Genomic DNA, 16,821 nt, shown 5'->3' on the forward strand with positions numbered 1-16,821 from the left:
AGAGGGCGCAAGGCTGCACCCGAAAAAAGAAACTCAGCGGCCCCAGCAATCCTTGGCCGTCAGCCCGGCAGCCTGGTTGACCATGTCTCGCGTGCCCGTGTTGTTGATCCTGAAATCACCGCACTTATCCGTCGCCATGGACGAGCCACTCTTGCGCACAGCGGTCAGGGTGAAGCTCTGGTCCGCCAGCGTCGGGGTAATGGTATAGAAATCGTTGCCGCCGCTCAGGCCGGTCGCATTGGTGTAGACGTTGTTCTTCGAGTAATAGCGCTCGAGAATCTGCGCCTGCTCCGATAACAGCCCGGCGATTTCGGTCCGCCGGCCCTTCTTCATGTATTCGGTCAGGCTCGGATAGCCGACGGTGATCACGATACCGATGATCGCGATCACGATCATGATTTCGATCAAGGTGAAACCTCGGTTGGATCTGCGCATGCCTTGCCTCTTCATTGTATTTGTCGCCACATGATGCGGCGGCTGCCGCCCACGGATTTTTCCAGCAGCTCGGTGATGTTGCCGCTGGAGTCGTTGACGATCATGTTGGTGGCCCCGCTGGCGCTGACGACGGCGCTCAAGGTCGGGATCCCCCCCGTGAAGACCACCCCGCTGGAAATCGTGTCGGAGCTGTTGATCGTGCCGTCACCGTTGGTATCGAGCACCGCATAATTGAGCATCTTACCGTTGAACGCATCCAATTCGATCAGTTTGCCGGTACCGAAGCTGGCACAAGGGTCGGTAGTGTCCACGGCAGCCGTGGTAAAGACCACGCGCCCGCTCACCAGATTGGCCGGGTTGATCACCCGCTCACCAGTCAGCGCATTGTTGTACACCAACGGCAGGTACCAACCCTTTTTCGTCGGATAAGCCACGTCGGTCTGGCTGGTAGTCACGAACTGCCCCGTGCTGCCTGAGAACACTCCCGTGATCGACTGGGCCTGCAGGCTCGACACGGTGATTTGCCCGGCACCGCCGGTGGCGTCCCATATCGAGTAGAACCCTTGCAGGTCCTTGTTGAGTTTATCCGCGGTTTCGTTGAACTTGCCGGTGCCGAAAAACACCTGGGTACCGCCCTGCGGGTTGTCCGCCAGCAGCGGTTGAACGGTGATCGGCTGGGTCGCGCCACCGGAGGTGGTGAACAATGGCTGACCGGCAAACGCTACGCCCCAAGCAGTCGGGGAAGTGCCACTGAGGTCGAATTTCCACATCCGCCCTTTCAGGTCGCCACCGTATGCCGCCTGCACCACATTCTGGGAGTTGACCCGCAGCTTGACCGACGACAAGCCATTACCGGTCTCGCTGCTGTTGATGACGATTTTCCTGATCAACGAGCCGTCGCGGATATCCACCACGTACAGCGCCGCGACACCGCTGTTGCTGCCGTAGCCGTTGGAGATGAACGCCGCCCAGCGCCCATCCGCCAGGCGGGCGACTTCGGGGCGGGCGTAGGCGTAGCCCAGGTCATTGAAGGCATTGGTCGTGCTGGCAACGACTGGCGCGCTGATTTCCCACAATGCCCGCAACACATTGCCCGCTGTCGCATCGAACAGCTGAACCGCATAGAACGTCTTGCCCCCGGCACCAGTACCGCCCAGGGCCACTGTCTTCCAGACACTCCCCGATTGCGTATCGAATACGCCGACCTGCCCATCCACCAGGAACTTGTGGCTCACGCCATTGACGTAGTTGGTGTCGGCAATGTTCTGCAGCGATGGCAGTACGCTCGACGGCATATAGGCATAACGCCGCGTACCGTTTGCACTGTTGATGACGCTAAAAAAACCGTCGTTGGCGTTCACCACCAGGCTGGTATTCATGTTCGCCGCTTTGGTCGTCAGATAAGTGCTGTAGCTCGTGTCGTTGAGCAAATCCGCAGCGGTCTGCTCATTGGGCGATGCCAGTACCAGCGGCGAATTGATGATGTCGCCCAGCAATACACTGCGCACCTTCAAACCGGTCTTATTGACGCCCTTGCTCCACTCCACCAAGTCATTGCCGGTGATTCCCGTGGGCAGGTTCTGGCTGAGGCTGGTTTGCTGGGCCGGTGAGAAGTTAGCGAAGGCCAGGGTGACAGGTACATTCGTCACGGTGTTCCAGGATTGGTAAATCGGTGCCGTGGCGCCGGGCACGATGGCGGTGTCGGTGGTCCACTGCACCGCAGCCCTGTTGACCGTGCCTGCCGAGGTGAAGCCGAACGCCCGGATGGTGCCGCGCCAGTCCTTGGGGTCGTAGGTGGTCTGGTAGTAACTGGAGGTGCTGGACAACGTGGCGGCGTTGGTCGTGCCGGCGCCCCCGGACCCGGCCTTGGAGGTGATGTCGCTCAAGGCGGAGGCCAACGCTGAGTTCAGGCCTTCGCTGTCGCTCGCTTGGTAATACTTGCCTGCGCCGTAGCGGGCGGCGTCGGACAACATCGGGTTGCTGGCGGTAAAACCCACGGTGTAGGTGTTCAGGTATTGCCGAGTGAAATCCGTGGCGTTCCAGCTCTGGCCGGTGGCGTCGGTGCCGGTGGAACGCATGTCGATGTCGAAGGCGAACTTGGCGATATCATCCAGATATAGCGTGTCGCCCTCGCCGTCACCACTGAGATCGGCACCATCGTTGTTGACGCCATCCCAGTTCGGCAAACGGGCCAAGCCTAGTGGGTCGTTGGTGGGAAACGTCCGGTCATAGGTGGGTAAACCGTCGGTGATGACCACGCCGAAGTTTTTCTGGCAGCGGTACTGAATCGGGCTGGTATAGGTGGTCGGCGTGCTGTTGTAGTACGGCGCCATGCCCCTGAAATAGCGGGTGACTTCGTAATAGCTCTCGGCCAGCGGCGTATTCGCAACGGCGCCCAAGCCGTTGATGGCGTTGATCAGGGCGCTGTAGTTGCTGTTGGCCTGGGTCTGGGTCACGCTGCCGCTGACCGGCGACAGGTCGCTGACTGAACGGGCAATATAACCCCCAGGACCGGAATTGTTGCTGTTGGGTGGATTGAACGTGGCGAGGCCAATACGCAAGGCGCGGTTGCTGGTGACCAGGTCATTGGACACATCCCGTGCCACGTTGATTCGATAGTCATTGGGTATCGTGCCGGTGGTGAAGTCCCGGTTCGAGCCGTTGGCCAGGGTCAGCAGATAGGCCAGGTATTTTGTGGTGTAGCGGGTATTGCCACCGCCCACCGGGTCCGGCAAGCGCAGGCAGACTCGGCCAAGGTTGCCTAGATAAAAGCCGTACCAGCCGCTTGAACAGCCACCGCGCAACAGGCCGACCAGCAAAACGTTTCCATCGTCTGGGTCCAGTTGTACACCGTTGGAACAACTGCTGCTGGAACTGCAGTTGTAAACGGCTGGACGCGACACCGTCGGATCAAACCCCGCCGCCCAGATAATGTTGTTCATGCTCCCCGAATCATCGATCAGCAACATCACGTTCGGTGTAACGGCAGCTGCACTCAACAGCGGTGAATCAGAAGGCGTGAACGCATAGGCCGGTGCCGCCAGGTAAAGGCTGAGCAACAACCCCCACAACATCGCTATCCAGCCACGGCGAGCCTCAGTATTTCGCATAGATGCTCTCCACCACGCTGCGCTGGTTATTGCCCACCACCGCCACCGCCGTGATCCGGTACAGCGTCGCCGAGGTATTGACCGGCACGTTGACCGCCGCAAGCGTAGTGCCGATGTTCTGCACGCCATAAAACCCGCCGGCAGCGGTAACCCAGAGCACCCCCGACGACGAATTGCGCCCCGCCGCCGTGATGGTCGCCGACTCGGCCGGCGGCGCGCATTGGATCGTGGTGGTACAGGCTGGCAAGGAATAGGTCTCGACCTGCACCGCACTCTCACCCATCCTCAACGCAGCCTCGGCAATCTGGAAGGACTGGTTGCGTTGCATGACGCTGCTGGTCATTTTTTCCTGGAGGGTGGCGCTCTGCATCGACGACAGGCCGATCAGCGTCAGCAGCAACAGGAAAACCAGGCTGACCAGCAGTGCCATGCCACGCTGGCGATGCTTGAGATCCATCGAGATCATCGAGCGCCCCCTCATAGAAGCCGGTTGCGCAAGGCGGCAACCACGTTGAAGGTCTGCTCGCGCACCGTGTTCCTTGGATCAAAGAGCGTCAGGCTCAGGCGCACGCTGCGGATCAGTGCCGGGTCTGCCGGGTTGCCGGTGTAGCTCGACGCTGCGACGTCCGTGGCGCTGGCGGCCACGCCAAACGTCACGTCGAACGCCCGCACGTTGTCCACCAGCACCGACAGGGTCGGCGGATTGGCGGTGCCGCTGCCCAACAGCAATTGGTTGTTGTTGAAGCTGTAGACCAGTCGACGGATCGGGAAGGCCAACTGCCCCGCCGCTGGCACCCGTGCGTTCGAGTAGGCCGTCGCCGAGGTACGGCAATCGGAGACGACGGTCCAGGTCGGCACGCTACCGCCACTCCCAATGTCCGCAGTGACCAGGGTCAACCTCCGGTTGGCGTTATCCCAACGGATTGGAGTGGTCTGGCTGGCCGCGAAACTGTTATCCGTTGAAGCATCGATGACGGTCGCCAGGCAGCCGAACATGCCCACCATGCGAATTTCCTGGACCATTTTGCTCAAGGCAAACCGCGCGTCCTCCTGAATCACCGCGGCGGCATTCTGGCTGACGTAGGTATTTTTGGCGGCAATGAAAATCTGCACGACACCCAACACGACGATCAGGCTGAGCACCAGCGCGATCATCAACTCGATCAGGCCAAAACCGCGACTGTGCCGGTTCATGGCGTTGTCCCCACCGGGTCGACGGCGACGCGGCTGGTCAGCACGAAGCTGCGCCGCGCCTCGGCGGCGTTGGTGGTATTGGCGGCCCGGGTGTCGTCCCAGGAAATGGTGATGGTGTAGACGCGCTGGTTCAGCGCAATGGTGCCAGTGGCCGTGGTGCCGCCGAAGGCAATGATGTTGGTCTTGAAATCGTAGAGGTCCTGGTCCCGGGCCACGTTGAGGTTCGGCGAGCTGGGCGGTGTGATGGTGTAGTCGGCTCCGGAGTTGGCGCGAATGCGGTCGAGCAGGTCGTAGGCAATGAAGCTGGCCTGGCTGGTCATGCGCGAACTGTCGGTGTACTTGAGCGCATTGAGCTGGATCATCGCCGCCCCCAGCAAACCGACGCCGAGAATCAGCACCGCCACCAGCACTTCGATCAACGTCATGCCGGCCTGCGCCCTTTTACTGCAACCCTTCATCCGCAACTTCCACCCAATACGATTCTTCCATTGAGGCAAACACTCAGCGTCCTGCTCTGCGCCCCGCGTACATAATTGAAACTCACCGGCGTGGCTGGTGCCGACAACCCGCCGAGGTTGTTGAAATCAATGTTAGTCACGTCTGAGGTTAGCGTCAGAGTCGCGCCGCTGCTCATTGCTGGAACAACCCGCAATACATTGGCCGGCGTGCCAGTACTGTCATAGACCGTCAGTTCGCCGCTCCAGACACTGCCCTGGGCCGTGGGGCGAATTCGCGTGGTGATACCACGGTCGATCGCCTCCATCCGGGCAAAGTTCAGCGCCCGGCGCAAGTCGCCGATATCGGTATCGGCCTTGGTGCTCTGCAGCGAGCCAGTGAATGACGGTACCGCCATGGTGATCAGGATCAGCAGCACGCCAAGGGCCACCAGCACCTCGATCAGCGTGAAACCTTTTGTACGAAGATCCATCGGTGCCCTCCGTTGCCGTCGGCTATACCTGCCTCTACACGCTAGAACAAACCACCGCCGTATGTGCGGTTGTTTCGGTTTACGGCGTTCGTCGTTTTCGTACTCCAGGGAGGAGACGTCATGTATCAACAGGGTTTCAGCCTGATCGAACTGCTCATGGGACTGGCAATCGCCGCAATTGTTCTGCCGTGGGCCGGCGCGAGCTACAAAGAGCTGATCGAATCCATCGAACGCGAGGACACCGCGCAGTTGCTGATCAACGGCTTGCGCATTGCCCGCAGCGAAGCCATCACGCGTAATCGCAGCGTATTGATACAAGGAATAGACAACGATTGGGGCCGGGGTTGGCGGATCATGCTGGACAACAAGGAAAAAACCTTGCTGATGGAACGCCCCGCTAGCGCCCGTGTGGTCGGCAACCAGCCGATGAGACGCAGGGTGAGGTTCGGCAACCAGGGGGAAGCACTGTACCCCAGCGGCGCATTCCAGGCCGGCAGGCTGCATGTCTGCGCCAAACGCGGGCCGGTCAGCCACCATCAAGTGATACTGGCGCCCTCCGGCCGCGTCCGCCTGGAAAGCGTCGAGGCCGAGCAGGCGCTGTGCGAGAAAGGACTTAAAGCAAGGAGCGCACGCGCAGCTCTTTCGGCATCGAGAACGTGATGTTCTCCTCGCGACCGGCCAGTTCATCGGAGCCCGTTGCACCCCAGGCCTGCAATTGCTGGATCACGCCGCGCACCAGCACTTCCGGCGCGGAAGCACCGGCGGTGATGCCGATGCGCTCGACGCCGTCGAACCAGCTGCGTTGCATGTCCTCGGCACCGTCGATCAGATAGGCCGGGGTGGACATGCGCTCGGCCAGCTCACGCAAGCGGTTGGAGTTGGAGCTGTTGGGACTGCCGACGACCAGGACCACATCGCATTCGTCGGCCAGTTGCTTGACCGCATCCTGACGGTTCTGGGTGGCGTAGCAGATGTCATCCTTGCGCGGGCCACCGATGGCCGGAAAACGCGAGCGCAGGGCGTCGATCACACGGCTGGTGTCGTCCATGGACAGGGTCGTCTGGGTAACAAAAGCCAGGCTCTCAGGGTTGCGAACCTGCAAGGCCGCCACGTCCTCCTCGTCTTCGACCAGATAGATCGCTCCGCCGTTGCTGGCATCGTATTGGCCCATGGTGCCTTCGACTTCCGGATGGCCTTCATGACCGATCAGGATGCATTCGCGACCGTCACGACTGTAGCGCGCCACTTCGATGTGCACCTTGGTCACCAATGGGCACGTCGCGTCGAAGACCTTCAGGCCACGACCGGCGGCTTCGGTGCGTACTGCCTGGGAAACCCCGTGGGCGCTGAAGATCACGATGACGTCGTCCGGTACCTGGTCCAGCTCCTCGACGAAAATCGCCCCGCGGCTACGCAGGTCTTCGACGACGAATTTGTTGTGGACCACTTCGTGGCGCACGTAGATCGGCGGCCCGAAGACTTCCAGGGCGCGGTTGACGATTTCGATCGCCCGGTCCACACCGGCGCAGAAGCCACGGGGGTTGGCGAGTTTGATTTGCATGCTGTGCCTCGTGTCTTGCGCGCAAGAATTGAATGCTTGCCTGTTAATCGAGCGAAAGGCCCGAAAACAATGGAGATCCCATGTGGGAGCGAGCTTGCTCGCGATGGCGATGGCGATGGCGATGGGGCAGTCACCCCTGGACTAAAAGGGTCTGCGCAATCGCGAGCGAGCTCGCTCCCACAGTAAATCGAGTGGCAGCAGGAACTGCCTGTAAAACCTTAAACCGCCTTCACTTCGAGGATTTCCACTTCGAAGTTCAAGGTCTTGCCCGCCAGCGGATGGTTGAAATCCACGGTCACCTGGGCGTCGTCGAAAGCCTTCACCACACCCGGCAGCTCGGTATTGGCCGCGTCGTTGAAGATCACCAGCAGGCCCTCGGACAGCTCCATGTCCTGGAACTGGGAGCGTGGCATGGTCTGCACGTTTTGCGGGTTGGGCTGACCAAAGGCGTTTTCTGGCGGTACGACCACGGTGCGCTTGTCGCCGGCCTTGAAGCCGAAGATCGCCGCTTCGAAGCCTGGCAGCAGGTTGCCGTCACCGACCTTGAACACCGCCGGAGCCTTGTCGAAGGTGCTGTCGACGGTGTCACCGTTTTCCAGGTACAGGGCGAAGTGAAGCTTCACTTCAGTGTTTTGAGCGATACGCTGCTCAGTCATGGACGGCTTCTCCGGTTTTCTTGCTCTTGAACATATCCAGGGCGAGCATCACGGCGCCCACGCTGATGGCGCTGTCGGCAAAGTTGAACGCCGGGAAATACCAGCGGTTCTGCCAATGCACCAGGATGAAATCGATGACATGGCCCAACGCGATGCGGTCATAGAGGTTACCCAAGGCACCACCGAGCACCAAGGCCAACGCCACGGCCAGCCAGGTCTCATTGCGCCCCAGGCGCTTGAGCCAGACCACCAGCACGGCGCTGACCACGACGGCGATCAGGGCGAACAGCCAGCGCTGCCAGCCCGAACTGTCGGCCAGGAAGCTGAATGCCGCCCCAGTGTTGTAGGCCAAGGTCCAGCTGAAGTAGTCGGGAATGATCACGATCTGCTGGTACATGGTCAGCGAGTTCTCGAAGTAGTACTTGCTGGCCTGGTCGATGACCAGTACCAGCACACTCAACCAGAGCCAGCCCAGCCGCCCGAAGCGGCCCGCCGCGTTAGGCATAATGACGAACCTCACCGGTGCCGCTGATGTTGTCGACGCAACGACCGCAGATTTCCGGATGCTCCGGGTTCACGCCGACGTCTTCGCGGCAGTGCCAGCAACGGGCGCACTTGGTGTGGTTCGACTTGACGATCTTCAGCTTCAGGCCGCTGACTTCAGTGGTCACCGCATCGGCCGGCGCCTGCACGAAAGGCGCGACGCTGGCGGTGGAGGTGATCAGCACGAAGCGCAGTTCGTTGCCCAGCTTGGCCAGGTCGGCGTCCAGTGTGTCTTCGGCATAGAGGGTCACTTCGGCCTGCAGGTTGCCACCGACGGCCTTGGCCGCGCGCTGGATCTCCATTTCCTTGTTGACCGCCGCCTTGACCGCCATCACGCGATCCCAATACGCACGGTCCAGCTCGAAGCCTTGCGGCAGTTCGGTCAGGCCTTCGTACCAGGTGTTGAGCATCACCGATTCGTTACGCTCGCCCGGCAGGTACTGCCACAGCTCGTCAGCGGTGAACGCCAGGATCGGTGCGATCCAGCGCACCAGCGCCTCACTGATGTGGAACAGCGCGGTCTGGCACGAACGACGGGCCTTGCTGTTGGCGCCGGTGGTGTACTGGCGGTCCTTGATGATGTCGAGGTAGAAACCACCAAGCTCCTGCACGCAGAAGTTGTGGATCTTGGAGTAGACGTTCCAGAAGCGGTATTCGCCGTAGTGCTCCTGCAATTCGCGTTGCAGCAACAGGGTACGGTCTACGGCCCAACGGTCCAGCGCGAGCATTTCTTCGGCCGGCAGCAGGTCGGTGGCCGGGTTGAAACCGGTCAGGTTGGAAAGCAGGAAGCGCGCGGTGTTACGGATCCGCCGGTAGGCGTCCGCGCTGCGCTGCAGGATCTGCTCGGAAACGGCCATCTCGCCGGAATAGTCGGTGGACGCAACCCACAGGCGCATGATGTCGGCGCCCAAGGTGTCGTTGACCTTCTGCGGCGCGATCACGTTGCCCAACGACTTGGACATCTTGCGACCGGACTCGTCGACCGTGAAGCCGTGGGTCAGCAACTCGCGGTACGGCGCGTGATTGTCGATGGCGCAACCGGTCAGCAGCGACGAGTGGAACCAGCCACGGTGCTGGTCCGAGCCTTCCAGGTACAGGTCGGCACGCGGGCCGGTCTCGTGGCCCATCGGGTGCGAACCGCGCAGCACGTGCCAATGGGTGGTGCCGGAGTCGAACCAGACGTCCAGAGTGTCGCTGATCTTGTCGTACAGTGGCGCTTCGTCGCCCAGCAGCTCGGCGGCATCCATCTTGAACCAGGCTTCGATGCCTTCGGACTCGACGCGCTTGGCAACTTCTTCCATCAGTTCGACGGTGCGCGGGTGCAACTCGCCGCTTTCCTTGTTCAGGAAGAACGGGATCGGCACGCCCCAGTTGCGCTGGCGGGAGATGCACCAGTCCGGACGGTTGGCGATCATCGAGTGCAGGCGCGCCTGGCCCCAGGCCGGCACGAACTGGGTTTCTTCGATGGCCTTGAGCGAACGCTGGCGCAGGGTGTCACCGCTGGTGGGCTGCTTGTCCATGCCGATGAACCACTGCGCAGTGGCGCGGTAGATCAGCGGGGTCTTGTGGCGCCAGCAGTGCATGTAGCTGTGTTCGATGACGGTGGTGTGCAGCAGCGCGCCGACTTCAGTCAGTTTTTCAACGATGGCCGGGTTGGCTTTCCAGATGAACTGGCCGCCAAAGAACTCCAGCGACGGTGCGTACACGCCATTGCTCTGCACCGGGTTGAGGATGTCGTCGTTGACCATGCCGTATTTCTTGCAGGTCACGAAGTCGTCGACGCCATAGGCCGGCGCGGAGTGAACCACGCCAGTGCCTGCGCCCAGTTCCACGTAGTCGGCCAGGTATACCGGCGACAGGCGGTCATAGAACGGATGACGGAAATTGATCAGCTCCAGCGCCGAACCTGGCGCGGTGGCGACCACCGAACCTTCGAGGTTGTAGCGGGCCAGGCAGGATTCGACCAGTTCTTCGGCCAGCACCAGCAGCTTGTCGCCGACGTCGACCAGGGCGTAGTTGAATTCCGGGTGGACGTTCAGCGCCTGGTTGGCCGGGATGGTCCACGGGGTGGTGGTCCAGATCACGATCGAGGCCGGCTTGGCCAGCTTGCCCAGGCCGAAAGCCGCGGCGAGCTTGTCTTCATCGGCGATCGGGAACGCGACGTCGATGGTCGAGGACTTCTTGTTCTCGTACTCGACTTCCGCCTCGGCCAGGGCCGAACCGCAATCGAAACACCAGTTCACTGGCTTGAGGCCCTTGAACACGAAGCCGCCCTCGACGATTTTCGCCAGGGCACGGATTTCGCCGGCTTCGTTCTTGAAGTCCATGGTCTTGTACGGGTTGGCGAAGTCGCCCAGCACGCCCAGGCGGATGAATTCAGACTTCTGCCCTTCGATCTGCTCGGTGGCGTAGGCACGGCACAGTTCGCGAGTCTTGTCCGCGCCCAGGTTCTTGCCGTGGGTCACTTCGACCTTGTGTTCGATCGGCAGGCCGTGGCAGTCCCAGCCCGGGACATACGGCGCATCAAAACCCGACAGGGTCTTGGAGCGGATGATCATGTCCTTGAGAATCTTGTTCAGCGCGTGACCGATGTGGATAGTGCCGTTGGCGTACGGAGGGCCGTCGTGCAGGACGAACTTCGGACGATCCTTGCCAATTTCGCGCAACTTTCCGTACAGGCCAATGCTGTCCCAACGCTGCAGAATCTGTGGTTCGCGCTGAGGCAGGCCGGCCTTCATTGGGAAGGCGGTGTCCGGAAGGTTTAGCGTGGCTTTATAGTCGGTCATTTAAGGCTCTTCATTAGCGATTGGCGCTGGTTGCGACAAGGGCACGGGCGGCGGCGATATCTGCATGGATCGCCGTCTTGAGCGCCTCCAGAGAGGCAAAACGCTGCTCTTCACGCAGCTTATGGTGGAAAACCACCGTCAAACGCCGGTCATACAGATCGCCGGCAAAATCCAGAACATGTACTTCAAGGTGAGCCTTGCCATCGCCCTGGACCGTGGGTCGCACACCGATGTTGGCAACGCCGGGCCAGGTCTTGCCGTCGATCTCGACACTCACCAGGAATACCCCGGTGAGCGGTACACGCCGACGCTTGAGTTGCACGTTGGCCGTCGGCGTGCCCAATTGGCGCGCCAGTTTCTGCCCATGCAGGATCCGCCCGGCAATCCGGTACGGCCGGCCAAGCAAGCGCTCAGCCAATTCAAAGTCGGCAGCCGCCAGGGCATTGCGGACCTGGGTGCTGCTGACGCGCAAGCCATCGATCTCGACAGTCTGCGCCGCTTCGACGGTGAAACCCTGGGCGATACCGGCCTGTTGCAGGTAGTTGAAATCGCCTACCCGGTCGCAACCGAAGCGAAAATCGTCGCCCACTTCCAGATGCTTCACGCCCAGACCGTCCACCAGGATGGTCTCGACGAAGGCAGCAGCGCTGAGCTTGCTCAGGCGCCGATTGAAGGCCAGGCACAGGACCCGGTCGATGCCTTCGGCGGCCAGCAATTGCAGCTTGTCGCGCAACCGGGCCAGACGGGCCGGGGCAGTGGCCGGGTCGAAACATTCCCGCGGCTGCGGCTCGAAAATCACTACGCAGCTCGGCACGCCCAATTCCAGCGCGCGCTCGCGCAGCCGCGCCAGGATAGCCTGGTGGCCACGGTGAACACCGTCAAAGTTGCCAATAGTGGCGACACAGCCCCGATGTTGGGGGCGCAGGTTGTGGAGGCCTCGAACCAGCTGCATAACGCGCTTCTTGCTCATAAAGTGGCCGATTATAACCACACCCGGCGGCCGACGACAGGCAACACCGCACCCCAAAGTGATCGAACCGACAAAACCACTGCCCACTCCGGGATTATCGAGGGCTTGCCCTCAGCTCAAGGCCTTGCGATTGAAGTCACGCAGACGGAACCCCATCAGCAGCAACATGCCGAAATACGCCACCACGCCGGCAACCACCAGCGCACCCAGGCGCAGGAAACGCTCGAGCATCTGCCCTTCGCCCCAGGCCGGCATGAAATGCATCGCCCCCAGCAAAACCGCCGACATCACCGCCACGGCCACCAGCAGCTTGAGACCGAACTTGCCCCAACCCGGCTGCGGTTGATACATCTTCTGCTTGCGCAACTGATAAAACAGCAGCCCGGCGTTGAGGCACGCGCCGGCACTGATCGCCAGGGCCAGGCCGGCGTGGGCCAGCGGGCCGATGAGCAACAGGTTGAACAACTGCGTCATTACCAGGGTGAAAATGGCGATTTTCACCGGCGTGCGAATGTTCTGCTGGGCATAGAACCCCGGCGCCAGCACCTTGATCACGATGATCCCGAGCAGGCCCACCGAGTAAGCGATCAGCGCACGCTGGGTCATCAAGGCGTCGAAGGCATTGAACTGGCCGTATTGGAACAGCGAAACCGTCAGCGGCTCAGCCAGGATTCCCAGGGCCAGGGAACAGGGCAAGACCAGCACGAAACACAGGCGCAGGCCCCAGTCGAGGATGCGCGAATACTCCTGGCGGTCCTGACTGGCGTAGGTCTTGGCCAGGGTTGGCAGCAGGATCGTGCCCAGGGCCACACCCAGCACGCCGGACGGCAGCTCCATCAAGCGGTCGGCGTAATACATCCACGACACCGAGCCAGCCACCAGGAACGAGGCAAAGATGGTGTTGATGATCAGGGAAATCTGGCTCACCGACACCCCGAGGATCGCCGGCAACATCTGCTTCATCACCCGCCACACGCCGCTGTCGCGCAGGTTCAGCCGTGGCAGGACCAACATGCCGATCTTTTTCAGGTGCGGCAGTTGATAGAGCAATTGCGCCAGCCCCCCCACCAGCACCGCCCAACCCAGGGCCATCACCGGCGGATTGAAATACGGCGTCAGGAACACCGCGAACACGATCATGCTGACGTTGAGCAGGGTCGGTACAAAAGCCGGTACGGAAAAGCGGTTCCAGGTATTGAGGATCGCCCCGGCCAGGGACGACAGGGAAATCAGCAATATATAAGGAAAGGTCACCCGCAGCAGGTCCGAGGTGAGCTGGAATTTTTCTGGCGTATCGGTGAAACCCGGGGCCGTGGCCCAGATCACCCATGGCGCGGCGAGCATGCCGGCCGCCGTGACCAGCGCCAGCACCAACGTCAGCAGGCCAGTGACGTAGGCAATGAACGTGCGGGTCGCTTCGTCGCCCTTCTGGCTCTTATATTCCGCCAGGATCGGCACGAAGGCCTGGGAGAACGCCCCTTCGGCGAAGATCCGCCGCAGCAGGTTGGGCAACTTGAAGGCGATGAAGAAGGCGTCGGTGGCCATCCCGGCGCCGAATATCCGTGCGATCAACGTATCGCGAACGAACCCCAGGACGCGGGAAAGCATCGTGATAGAGCTGACGGCGGCCAACGATTTGAGCAGATTCATGAAAAGAGTTTTTGCCTGTCGATAAACAGCAGGCGAACAACGCGCCCACTTGTGCGATACTCCGCGCCGCTAAACAGTGCAGAGCCAAAGCCCGCGAGTTTACAGGTCGCACGCCGGAAAGAAATCCTTCGGTGCGCAGCACCTGCCATTCAGCGGAACGCGTCACCCGCCCTTGACAAGACTTCAACTCATCGGCATGATTCGCGGCCTATTTTGTTTGCTATTTCCCAAAAAGTCTTTCGAGGAGCTCGACGGTGGCCAACACACCTTCCGCCAAAAAACGTGCAAAACAGGCTGAGAAGCGTCGCAGCCACAACGCCAGCCTGCGTTCCATGGTCCGTACCTACATCAAGAACGTAGTTAAGGCCATCGACGCAAAAGACGCTGAAAAAGCTCAAGCTGCTTACGTTCTGGCTGTGCCAGTTATCGACCGCATGGCCGATAAAGGCATCATCCACAAGAACAAGGCTGCTCGCCATAAGAGCCGTTTGAATGGCCACGTAAAGGCCCTGAACGTTGCCGCTGCTGCCTAAGCGACGCGCTCGTTAAAAAACCGACCTCAGGGTCGGTTTTTTATTGCCTGCGATTTACCCCCCCTTGCGGGAGCAGTGGATCAGCTTGCCTTAATACTGAATGCGCCACCACATCGCGAGCAAGCTCGCTCCCACATTGATTCCGAAGAGCTCACACAAATCGCACCCACCACAAATCCCTGTGGGAGCCGAGCTTGCTCGCGATGGCGGAGAGTCAGCTTGCATCCATGCTGGATGTGCCACCGCTATCGCGAGCAAGCTCGGCTCCCACATTGGCTCTCGGGCGCTGCATATCCACTGCTCACCACAGATCCCTTGTGGGAGCGAGCCTGCTCGCGATGGTGTCAGTGAAAACAGATATCTCCACTAAAGCCCTGCACTATTCCCCAAAATTGAAAACCACCGGCTTGGGCGGAGGACAACCACCAGGTGGCGGGAAATTCTGCACGCCCGCCTCGTCGTAGCCGGTGTAACAACCCACTATCTTGTCGCCCTTGAAGTTCATGCGGCGCTCAACCACACCTGTCGGGTAGTAGTAGACCGTCTCCCCTTCGCGCTTGGCGTACGAGTAGTCCCTGTATTCGCGCCCCTCGACCGTTATCAGGCGAAAGCCCTGCTTGGCCTCGGAGAACTTCAACTGGCCGCTGGGGTAGTACTCGTTGTGAGTCACGCGATCATCAGGCCCCAACAACACCTCCCGGACCTTGCGCCCGTCCTGGGTATGGCGGGCGCTTTGCTCATTACCGAACAGGTAATCACTCTCCGAGTCGAAATGCCCGTTGTTGAAAGCCCCGCGCTGCTTGCCGCAAAGCTTGATACGGGTGTATTTCCCATCAGGCACGTGGCAATAGTTCCTGTCCGCGATCAACAGCCCAGTCGCATCAAATGATTGCACGTTACCGATGGGCTCATCCCCCTCGTACATTGCCACCGTATCGGGTTGACCATTGGGGTGATAGAGACGAAAGGCACCCTCTCGCGAACCATGGCGCCACGAGATATCCGAAAGCAGCACGGCACCGTCATCGGTGTAGGTCAGCGCCCGCCCCTCGATCTGGCCGTTGGCATAGTTGGCCGAATAGGTGAGCTTGCCATTGGCCGCGCAGGCTTCTTTCAAGCCATCCAGCACACCCGCGCGGTAATGCTCGACGAGCCGCAACACACCCGCGGCATCCACTTCGCGCAATTCGCCTTGCTTCTTGTCGGCGACAAAATCCACAGTCTGGACACCACCGCCGTCCATTCTCAAGGTCCAACGACCTTCCCGGACGCCCTGCACATAACGCCCCTCACCCCAAGGCATTATCCAGTCCCCGTGCTGCTGCCCCGCCACAAAATCGCCGCGCTGGACAACCTCCCCATGACGCACGCGCTCGGAGGGCCCGTCGAAATCACCATGCTTGTAAGTATCGAAGCCAGACATCTGCTTTTCATCGTCACGCGCCTCGATCGTCCAGCGCCCCTCATAGAAATCGTCGACGATCATACCCTTGGAAACCGTGCCCCCATCACTGACGACCCACGGCCCCTGGCGCAGTCCATCCACATAGGTGCCGGTGGACGCGTAGCCCGACTCGTCGAATTCCGCCCACTTGCCCGACCTCTTGCCCTGAACATAGACACCCAGCGCCCAGAGCCGCCCATTACCCAAGGCCGCCCAGGCCCCATCCTCGGAACCCTGGTACACCTTCGGATCGGTTTCCCAAGCCATCCTGCTGACACGATAGGCAGAACCCACATCCTCGTCCTGAGGCGGCACGCGCTCGTAAGTCAGCGTGAGCCAGCGCCCTTCGCGCTGCTGGAAAGTCTTTTTGTAGGTGTCGCGATGAGGATCCTCCGGCGGTTGCCCCACTGACGCCGGGACACCGTCGACGCCAAAGTAGCCCACCAGCGTGCCACTCGCGGGCTCCAGCGTGTCGAACTCGGCGACACCGGTCCTGGGCAACACAGCGCTGTAATCGTAGGGCGGCAACTTGCCCAGCTCTTTCTGGACCAGCGCGGCAGTGAGGACCTTGCGATCAGCGGCTATACGATCCAATACCGGCTGCAACGTCTCGAGCCGGCGATACCCGCCAGTGGACGGCACGAACCGATAGCCATGAAGAGCGTACTGCCCCTTTGCCCGTGACAGCACGACCAGTGTCTGGAGAGCACTGTCGAGGCTGGCGTAGAACACCGACTCGACACTCGCATCGCCATACCTGTCGAGCATTTGCGGGACGCCATCCGGCGAATCACACAGGCATGAGTAGCCTACGACACCCTCGGCTTCGCGGATAAATGCCAGCGTCGCCCCACTCTCCTGGGAAGTTTTTATCAGCGGATGGGCCAAGGGTTTTTCGCTATAAAACGGCTCAGCCAAAGCCCCGACCGACACCGAACAACCCAATACAAACAGCAGCAAAAACGCACGCATACGAATCCCTTCGCGCCTAAAGCACAACAAATCCATGTA

15 protein-coding genes are annotated in these 16,821 nt (G+C 60.8%); 2 read left to right on the plus strand and 13 right to left on the minus strand.

All coding sequences use genetic code 11. From position 1 onward, the window contains the following. Positions 1 to 33: 33 nt before the first annotated feature. The 6 genes from F7R20_RS29160 to F7R20_RS29185 are packed head-to-tail and all read right to left on the minus strand — an operon-like array spanning position 34 to position 5,667. Positions 34 to 435: a type IV pilin protein gene (locus tag F7R20_RS29160; RefSeq protein WP_003205711.1), complete on the minus strand. Its 402-nt coding sequence runs from the start codon at positions 433 to 435 to the stop codon at positions 34 to 36. A gap of 11 nt (positions 436 to 446) precedes the next feature. Beyond that, positions 447 to 3,545, minus strand: coding sequence for a pilus assembly protein (locus F7R20_RS29165; protein WP_003205712.1), 3,099 nt, complete (start codon positions 3,543 to 3,545; stop codon positions 447 to 449). After that, positions 3,532 to 4,002 carry a pilus assembly PilX family protein gene (locus F7R20_RS29170; protein ID WP_027912168.1) on the minus strand — a complete coding sequence of 157 codons (471 nt, stop codon included), beginning with the start codon at positions 4,000 to 4,002 and terminating at the stop codon, positions 3,532 to 3,534. The genes F7R20_RS29165 and F7R20_RS29170 overlap by 14 nt, the downstream gene beginning before the upstream one ends. A gap of 20 nt (positions 4,003 to 4,022) precedes the next feature. Then, a complete protein-coding gene (locus F7R20_RS29175; protein ID WP_003205716.1) occupies positions 4,023 to 4,739 on the minus strand; it encodes a PilW family protein in 717 nt (238 codons plus the stop codon). Beyond that, a complete protein-coding gene (gene pilV, locus F7R20_RS29180; protein WP_003205718.1) occupies positions 4,736 to 5,197 on the minus strand; it encodes a type IV pilus modification protein PilV in 462 nt (153 codons plus the stop codon). Before pilV ends, F7R20_RS29175 begins: the two co-directional genes overlap by 4 nt. Further along, entirely contained in the window at positions 5,194 to 5,667 is a 474-nt protein-coding gene (locus F7R20_RS29185) for a GspH/FimT family pseudopilin (protein ID WP_003205719.1), read from the minus strand. The genes pilV and F7R20_RS29185 overlap by 4 nt, the downstream gene beginning before the upstream one ends. A 120-nt stretch (positions 5,668 to 5,787) precedes the next feature. Here F7R20_RS29185 and F7R20_RS29190 point away from each other — a divergent pair, with 120 nt between their 5' ends. Further along, positions 5,788 to 6,327: a GspH/FimT family pseudopilin gene (locus F7R20_RS29190; protein WP_003205720.1), complete on the plus strand. Its 540-nt coding sequence runs from the start codon at positions 5,788 to 5,790 to the stop codon at positions 6,325 to 6,327. Here the strand turns inward: F7R20_RS29190 and ispH are convergent. The 6 genes from ispH to murJ form a co-directional block, all read right to left on the minus strand. Beyond that, the gene (ispH, locus tag F7R20_RS29195; RefSeq protein ID WP_003205721.1) at positions 6,281 to 7,228 is read right to left on the minus strand and encodes a 4-hydroxy-3-methylbut-2-enyl diphosphate reductase; all 948 of its coding nucleotides are present in this window, start codon (positions 7,226 to 7,228) and stop codon (positions 6,281 to 6,283) included. The genes F7R20_RS29190 and ispH overlap by 47 nt on opposite strands. Before the next feature lie 218 nt (positions 7,229 to 7,446). Beyond that, positions 7,447 to 7,884, minus strand: a complete 438-nt coding sequence (fkpB, locus tag F7R20_RS29200) for an FKBP-type peptidyl-prolyl cis-trans isomerase (RefSeq protein ID WP_003205723.1) — start codon at positions 7,882 to 7,884, stop codon at positions 7,447 to 7,449. Next, positions 7,877 to 8,389 (minus strand): signal peptidase II, encoded by a 513-nt coding sequence (lspA, locus tag F7R20_RS29205; RefSeq protein ID WP_003205724.1) that lies wholly within the window; start codon positions 8,387 to 8,389, stop codon positions 7,877 to 7,879. Before lspA ends, fkpB begins: the two co-directional genes overlap by 8 nt. Beyond that, positions 8,382 to 11,213 (minus strand): isoleucine--tRNA ligase, encoded by a 2,832-nt coding sequence (gene ileS / locus F7R20_RS29210; protein ID WP_003205726.1) that lies wholly within the window; start codon positions 11,211 to 11,213, stop codon positions 8,382 to 8,384. Before ileS ends, lspA begins: the two co-directional genes overlap by 8 nt. Before the next feature lie 13 nt (positions 11,214 to 11,226). Next, the gene (gene ribF / locus F7R20_RS29215; RefSeq protein WP_003205727.1) at positions 11,227 to 12,165 is read right to left on the minus strand and encodes a bifunctional riboflavin kinase/FAD synthetase; all 939 of its coding nucleotides are present in this window, start codon (positions 12,163 to 12,165) and stop codon (positions 11,227 to 11,229) included. Positions 12,166 to 12,294: 129 nt separating this feature from the next. Beyond that, entirely contained in the window at positions 12,295 to 13,833 is a 1,539-nt protein-coding gene (murJ, locus tag F7R20_RS29220) for a murein biosynthesis integral membrane protein MurJ (RefSeq protein WP_003205729.1), read from the minus strand. Between the two features lie 254 nt (positions 13,834 to 14,087). Between murJ and rpsT the strand changes: the two genes are divergently transcribed. Continuing rightward, positions 14,088 to 14,366: a 30S ribosomal protein S20 gene (rpsT, locus tag F7R20_RS29230; protein WP_003185593.1), complete on the plus strand. Its 279-nt coding sequence runs from the start codon at positions 14,088 to 14,090 to the stop codon at positions 14,364 to 14,366. A gap of 379 nt (positions 14,367 to 14,745) precedes the next feature. Here rpsT and F7R20_RS29240 read toward each other — a convergent pair whose 3' ends face one another. Then, positions 14,746 to 16,782: a toxin-antitoxin system YwqK family antitoxin gene (locus F7R20_RS29240; protein ID WP_003205731.1), complete on the minus strand. Its 2,037-nt coding sequence runs from the start codon at positions 16,780 to 16,782 to the stop codon at positions 14,746 to 14,748. Positions 16,783 to 16,821 lie beyond the last annotated feature (39 nt).

The sequence above is a fragment of the Pseudomonas brassicacearum subsp. brassicacearum genome (assembly GCF_008801605.1).
GTDB lineage: Bacteria > Pseudomonadota > Gammaproteobacteria > Pseudomonadales > Pseudomonadaceae > Aquipseudomonas > Aquipseudomonas brassicacearum.